The 6,302-nt window shown below is 65.1% G+C and carries 5 protein-coding genes; 2 read left to right on the top strand and 3 right to left on the bottom strand.

The window, feature by feature from the left end:
- Positions 1-39: 39 nt before the first annotated feature.
- Positions 40-999, bottom strand: a complete 960-nt coding sequence (locus P3W75_RS10910; RefSeq protein WP_276227396.1) for an HlyD family secretion protein — start codon at positions 997-999, stop codon at positions 40-42.
- A 1-nt stretch (position 1,000) separates the two neighbouring features.
- Positions 1,001-1,342 (bottom strand): DUF3302 domain-containing protein, encoded by a 342-nt coding sequence (locus tag P3W75_RS10905; protein ID WP_276227395.1) that lies wholly within the window; start codon positions 1,340-1,342, stop codon positions 1,001-1,003.
- A 265-nt stretch (positions 1,343-1,607) separates the two neighbouring features.
- On the opposite strand from P3W75_RS10905, the gene P3W75_RS10900 reads away from it, so the two are divergent.
- Positions 1,608-3,581, top strand: coding sequence for a BCCT family transporter (locus P3W75_RS10900; protein ID WP_276227394.1), 1,974 nt, complete (start codon positions 1,608-1,610; stop codon positions 3,579-3,581).
- 1 nt (position 3,582) lies between these two features.
- Here the strand turns inward: P3W75_RS10900 and P3W75_RS10895 are convergent, their stop codons facing one another.
- A complete protein-coding gene (locus P3W75_RS10895) occupies positions 3,583-4,875 on the bottom strand; it encodes a tyrosine-type recombinase/integrase (RefSeq protein WP_276227393.1) in 1,293 nt (430 codons plus the stop codon).
- Between the two features lie 1,116 nt (positions 4,876-5,991).
- Between P3W75_RS10895 and P3W75_RS10890 the strand changes: the two genes are divergently transcribed.
- Positions 5,992-6,302 (top strand): BufA1 family periplasmic bufferin-type metallophore (locus tag P3W75_RS10890; protein ID WP_276227392.1); only part of this gene is annotated, 311 nt, incomplete at its 3' end.

The raw sequence follows: 6,302 nt of genomic DNA, 5'->3' as shown, positions 1-6,302 counted from the left end.
AGAGCTCGTCTTCCGTGCCTGGACAGCCGGCCGCGCGGCCTAGTGGAACGGATAGATGTAGTTGAGCCAGGACGCCATGCGCAGCAGGATCTTGCGCATCACCGCCAGCTCGTGGGCGTGCTCGCTGTAGACCGCGGCCTGGCCGAAGGAGCCGCCGGGCAGCACGCTGCGGTACTGGTCGAAGGCCGGATCGGTGATGTCCAGCACCACCGGCACGCGCCCAGGCGGCAGTTCGGTGCTGAAGCTGACCAGGTTGCCGCCGGGTTGCACTTGGCCCTCGCCGATCACCGCCAGCACGCGACGGACCTTGGCGGCGAAGACCTGCCCCGGAATCCCGTCGAAAGCGACCTCGGCGTAGTCGCCGGCGTTCAGGCGCAACTGGCTGTTCTGGCGCATCCAGGCGACATAGTAGTAGTCCTCGTTAGGCACCAGGACCATCGACGGGCGGGTGGCGAAGCGCGTCGCGCGCATGCCGGGGCGCAGGATCAGTTGGGTGACGATACCGTCGGCGGGGGCGCGCACCGTCGTGCTGTCGAGGTTGTAGCGGGCGCCGATCAGCTGCGCTTCGATATCGTTGACCCGCGCGGTGGCCTGGTCCAGGTCGCGGCGGTTGCCGACGTTGCGCTCGACCAGGGTGGAGGCGCGGTAGACGTCGGCCTTGGCCGAAACCAGCTGGGCCTCCAGCGACTTCACCTTGCTTTCGAAGGGTGTCGGGTCCATGCGGAACAGTACGTCGCCTTTCTTCACCGGGTGGTCGCGCTGCACCGGCACGTCGATCACCTGGCCACTGACGTTCGGCGAGATCGGCGTGCTGATGAAGTAGCTGCGCATCACCTCGGAGTAGGGGTGGTTGTAGTTCATGAAGAACACCAGGCAGCCGACCAGCACTACGCCGCCGAGGGCGGCGGTGGGCACCGTCCACTTGGTCTTCGGAATGCGGAACAGCTTGAACACGACAATGCAGATGGCGGCGTAGGTCAGCAGCAGCAACGTCTCCATCTCAGTTGCTCCCTTCGCCGTGCGCATCGGGGTGGGCGAGGGTGCGCTTGAGCTCCAGCAGCTCGTTCTTCAGCTCCGCCAGCTCGCGCTCGGTGGCCGGCGCGTTCGGGTTGCCCATGCCCCAGCCGCGGTCCTCGCGGTACAGCGTCGCCCAGATCCACAGGAACGGCCAGAGCACGTGCAGGGTGAACAGGCTCACCCAGCCGGCCACGTGGATGGAGTCCTGGTGCGGGTGGTTGCGCTCCTTGGCGATCTCGTAGGGAATGTCGTGGATGGCGATGATGCCGTAGAAGAGAATCAGGGCGACCGCGATAAGGATGCCCAGGGCCACGTAGTTCAACATCGTTCTTTCCTTGTTCTGCGCCGAGCACGCCGGCGAGGGACCATGTACTTGAATCTAGTGGGGATTCACTGTGGCGCAAACCGGCGGGTGCATGCTCTTTTGCCGACAGCGCCCAGGGACGCCCGGCCAATGGCCGGGCAAGGGGGCGAAAAGCATAGCAAGGCCTGCCCTCGAAATTTTTCGAGGCGCAGTTGCGCTACCCTAAAGGGCGAATCCCGCGTTCGAGGCGCCCCGCGCCTGCGCTACACAGGAGCAACCTTTCCCGATGCCCACTCCCGAGAAACCAAGGAGCACCCTCAACCCGCCGGTCTTCTACAGCAGCGCGCTGCTCATCGCGCTACTGGTGCTGTACGCCGTGATCTTCCAGGAACAGGCCCAGGGCCTGTTCGAACGCATCCAGAAATGGATCGTGGTCAACGCCAGCTGGTTCTACATCCTCGCCGTGGCGCTGGTGCTGATCAGCGTGGTGTTCCTCGCCATCAGCCGCTACGGCGACATCAAGCTCGGCCCCGACCACAGCGAGCCGGAATACCGCAACAGCAGTTGGTTCGCCATGCTGTTCTCCGCCGGCATGGGCATCGGCCTGATGTTCTTCGGCGTTGCCGAGCCGGTGATGCACTTCACCAGCCCGCCGGTGGGCGAGGCCGGCAGCGTGGCCGCCGCCCGCGAGGCGATGAAGATCACCTTCTTCCACTGGGGCCTGCATGCCTGGGCGATCTACGCCATCGTCGGACTGATCCTGGCCTACTTCAGTTTCCGCAAGGGCCTGCCGCTGACCCTGCGCTCGGCGCTGTACCCGCTGATTGGCGAGCGCATCTACGGGCCCATCGGCCACGCGGTGGACGTCTTCGCCATTCTCGGTACCGTGTTCGGCGTGGCCACCTCGCTGGGCTATGGCGTGCTGCAGATCAACAGCGGCTTCCACCATGTGTTCGGCCTGCCGGTGAACACCACGGTGCAGGTCATCCTGATCGCCGTGACCTGCGGCCTGGCCACGCTCTCGGTGGCCAGCGGCCTGGACAAGGGCATCCGCATCCTCTCCGAGCTGAACCTCGGCCTGGCGGTGATCCTGCTGCTGTTCGTGCTGCTGCTCGGGCCGACGGTGTTCCTGTTGCAGACCTACGTGCAGAACACCGGCGCCTACCTCTCGGAAATCGTCAACAAGACCTTCAACCTCTACGCCTACCAGCCCACCGACTGGATCGGCGGCTGGACCTTGCTGTACTGGGGCTGGTGGCTGTCCTGGTCGCCCTTCGTCGGGCTGTTCATCGCGCGCATCTCGCGCGGGCGGACGATCCGCCAGTTCGTCTGCGGCGTACTCTTCGTACCGGCCGGATTCACCCTGTTGTGGATGACGGTGTTCGGCGATTCGGCGCTGCACATGATCCTCAACGAAGGCGTGACTGACCTCGCCAGCGTGGTCAGCCAGGACAGTTCCCTGGCGCTGTTCGCCTTCCTCGAGCACTTCCCGCTGTCCAGCGTGGTGTCGCTGGTGGCGGTGCTGATGGTGGTGGTGTTCTTCGTCACCTCGGCCGACTCCGGCGCCCTGGTGGTGGACATGCTGGCCTCGTCCGGGCACGACCATTCGCCGTTGTGGCAGCGCATCTTCTGGTCGGTGAGCATCGGCGTGGTGGCCATCGCGCTGCTCCTGGCCAACGGCCTGAAGGCGCTGCAGACGGCGACCATCGCCAGCGCGCTGCCGTTCGCGGTCATCCTCCTGGCGTCGATCTGGGGGCTGTTCCGCGCCCTGCACCTGGACGCCACCCGCCGCGACCTGCGCTACCAGGCGCTGCCCGCGCCACGCCATGCGCCGCACGCCGAAGGCGGCTGGCAACGGCGGCTGCGCAACATCGCCCTGCGCCCGCGCCGCGCCCACGTCACCCGCTTCATCGCCGAGGTGGCGAAACCGGCCTGCGAAGAAGTGGCGACCGAGCTGCGCAAGCAGGGCTACGAGGTGGCCGTGCTGGAGCGCGACGACGGCCGCGTGACGCTGCAGCTGGACCACGCGGGCGAGGGCCGTTTCCTCTATGAAGTGCGCCCGCGCGCCTTCACCACGCCCAGTTTCGTGATGCGCGACACCGAGGACGCCAGCGAGGCGCGCAAGTACTTCCGCGCCGAAGTGCACCTGCGCGAGGGCGGCCAGGACTACGACATCATGGGCTGGAGCCGCGACGACGTGATCGGCGACATCCTCGACCAGTACGAGCGCCACCTGCATTACCTGCACGTGGTGCGCTGAATCAGCGCTTGATCTTCAAGCCCTTGATCGAGTGCGCGCGCTGCTCGTCCAGCGAGTTGTAGTAGGTGTTCTGGGTGGTGCTGAGGCTGTTGTGGCGCAGGTCGGCCTGCAGGTCCTTCATGTCGCGCAGCGGCGCGTCGAAGGTGGCCGAGGTGTGCCGCAGCCAATGCAGGGAGACCGAACGCAACTGGTCGATCTCGTCGTCGCTCCAGCCTTCACCGGCCATGCGTTGCAGCGAACGGTCGAACACCCCTTGCAGCAGCAGGCGCACATGGCGGTCGGAAAGCCCGCCGCGGCCCTTGAGGGTGCCGATCAGCGGCGTGGCTTCGCGGGGCGAGGGCAGGGGAGGCAACCCCAGGTGGCGGCGGTAGCGCACCAGGTAAGTCTGCACGTAGTCGTCGCGTACGCTGATGCGCGCCGCCTTGTTGCCCTTGCCGACCACGTGGAACCACCAGTTGCCGGTGCTATCGCGACGGAAGTCGCCCATCGTTGGCGTCCAGTTGTCGCGGCCGACCAGGTCGGAAACCCGCAGGTACATGGCGAACAGCGTGGCCAGGATGAACAGCTCGCGCTCGTGCAGCGGGTCTTCGCCGGCCATCAGCTCGGCGGTCTCGATGACGTAGTTCCACTGCAACTGGGTCAGCGAGCGCGAGGCCACATCCAGCGTATTGCGCTGCTTGTAGACCGACTTCTGTTTCACCGCGCGGAACGGGTTCACCTCGGTCAGGCCTTCGTCCATGGCGTGCTGGAAGAAGCTGCCGCACACCGCGAACACCTGGGCCACCGAGCCCTGGGCCATGCGGTAAGGCCGCGCGGGCAGGGCGCTCATGGCCTCGGCGGCGAGCTTGCGTTCACGCTTGGCCAGGGTGCTGCTGAAAGGTCGCCAGGCGGGGTTCACCTGATAGCCGTCGGACTCCAGCTTGCGACGCCCGCCAAGGCGCTGAAAACGCGCCTTGACCACCGGGCCGACCCAGTCGGCGGGCGGGTTGAGGCAGAACTCCATGAACGCCTCGGCGTCGCGCCGACGCAGCTCCAGCAGGGGCTTGCCCTCGACCAGCAGCGCCCACAGCAACAGGCGCTCGACGTGGGTGCGGTAGGAGGTGTAAGTGGCCTCGTTACCGGCATAGGACTTGAGAAAGCCGCGCACGGCGAAGTAGCCCTCGACGGCGCGCAGGTCCTCGTCGAACGCGTGCAGGTAATCGCGTACCGCCGGAAGCTCTTCGGTCAGCTGCAGGAAATTCAGTTCGTGGAAACGCGCGAAGGTCTCGAAGAGCGGCTGTGGCGATTGCGGCATCGGCAGGTGAAGAATGGAGGAAACGACGTGGAGAATCGCGCCATCGGCAATATCCGGGTCTGGCTGTTATCGGATATTACTTGCGCGCAAAGGAATTTCCCCGGGAGGGGGAAACGGCCCGCCAGAGGCAGGCGGTGACGGCCATTCTAGACAGGTTCAAGCGTTCGGGTCGAGGGCCTTTTCAGGCATTTCAACCTGCGCCAGGCAAGGCCCCAAGGGCCAGGCACCAAGCCGGATAAAAGCGCCTGGTTCAGAATCCAGCCAGGCTTCGCTGCCATGCCAGGCCTCCAGCTCGACGCGAGCTGGGTCATCCGCGTCGACGACCAACTGCAATAGCCAGGAGCCGCAGGTAATGTCGAATTCACCATGGCCGTACGTGAAAAGTGACGGTCTCAGCCACAGGCGTCCAGGCAGATTTCACGTAGCGCCGCGGCGATCGGACACCAGGCGATTGCCGTGCGGATCGATCCGTCTCGATGCATGCAGGAGGACCATGGGCGCGTTGCGAACGCAGCAGCGACGAAACGAATGTAGAACGCCGCGTGCAGGAGAATGAACGAAGAAGATCGGAAACAAGGAAACAAGGAAACAAGGAAACAAGGAAATCGAAACCTGGGGGGGCTGGCCATGGGAACAGGCCAAACCACAGAATCGAGGATGCCATGGGCAGAAGCCGGCTTGAGGTTGGAAGCGGCATTTCAACAGACGCAATCTGCAGCACACGCACCCCCATGGCGTTATCCGCAACTTCGCATAATGTATATTATGTTAAATTGCATAGACGATAGACGTTGCCTCTGTGCTAACCGCAGTTCGTTTATCCCCCTCACTATCGATTCGCACCCAGTCGTCGCCACCTCGGCGCGAGTCCGCTTCCAGGTCAGAAACCCGATCTGCATCCCTCGTCGATTCGATCGCAGTTGAGCGGCGTGTCCAGTCGATTCGCAAGCCGCGACCAAGCGCAGCAACATCGTGCAATCCAGCCGAGGGGCCGGCGCCTAGCCTGGGTCCCGACGGCAAGCGATCCCCGTGCGGGGTTGCCCCCGGCTTCCGGGCCTGGCCGCTGCGATCGCCGACCGTCGCGAGTCCCGTCCCCTTCGAACGTGGAGATCCACTATGTCCGACAGCACGCTATCCGCTCTCATGATCGGCGCCTTCGCAACGGCCCTGGGCGCGCTTGCCGCGGCTCCCGCCAGTGCCCAGGAGTTCACCGACGCGCAGAAGAAGATCCAGGCCGAGCACACGGCACAGGTCAAGTCCGGCAAGGTCGAACCCTGTTTCGGCACCGCGCTGAAGGGGCAAAACGACTGCTATGCCGGCGCGGGCACGACCTGCGCCGGCACCAGTACCGAGGACTACCAGGGCAACGCCTTCAAGCTGGTACCCACCGGCACCTGCGGCAACATTTCCACGCCCAACGGCCCCGG

The sequence above is a fragment of the Pseudomonas citronellolis genome (genome assembly GCF_029335315.1).
GTDB lineage: Bacteria > Pseudomonadota > Gammaproteobacteria > Pseudomonadales > Pseudomonadaceae > Pseudomonas > Pseudomonas citronellolis_A.
Note: the sequence above shows the minus strand (reverse complement) of the source record. Positions and strands in the feature narration are given on the sequence as shown.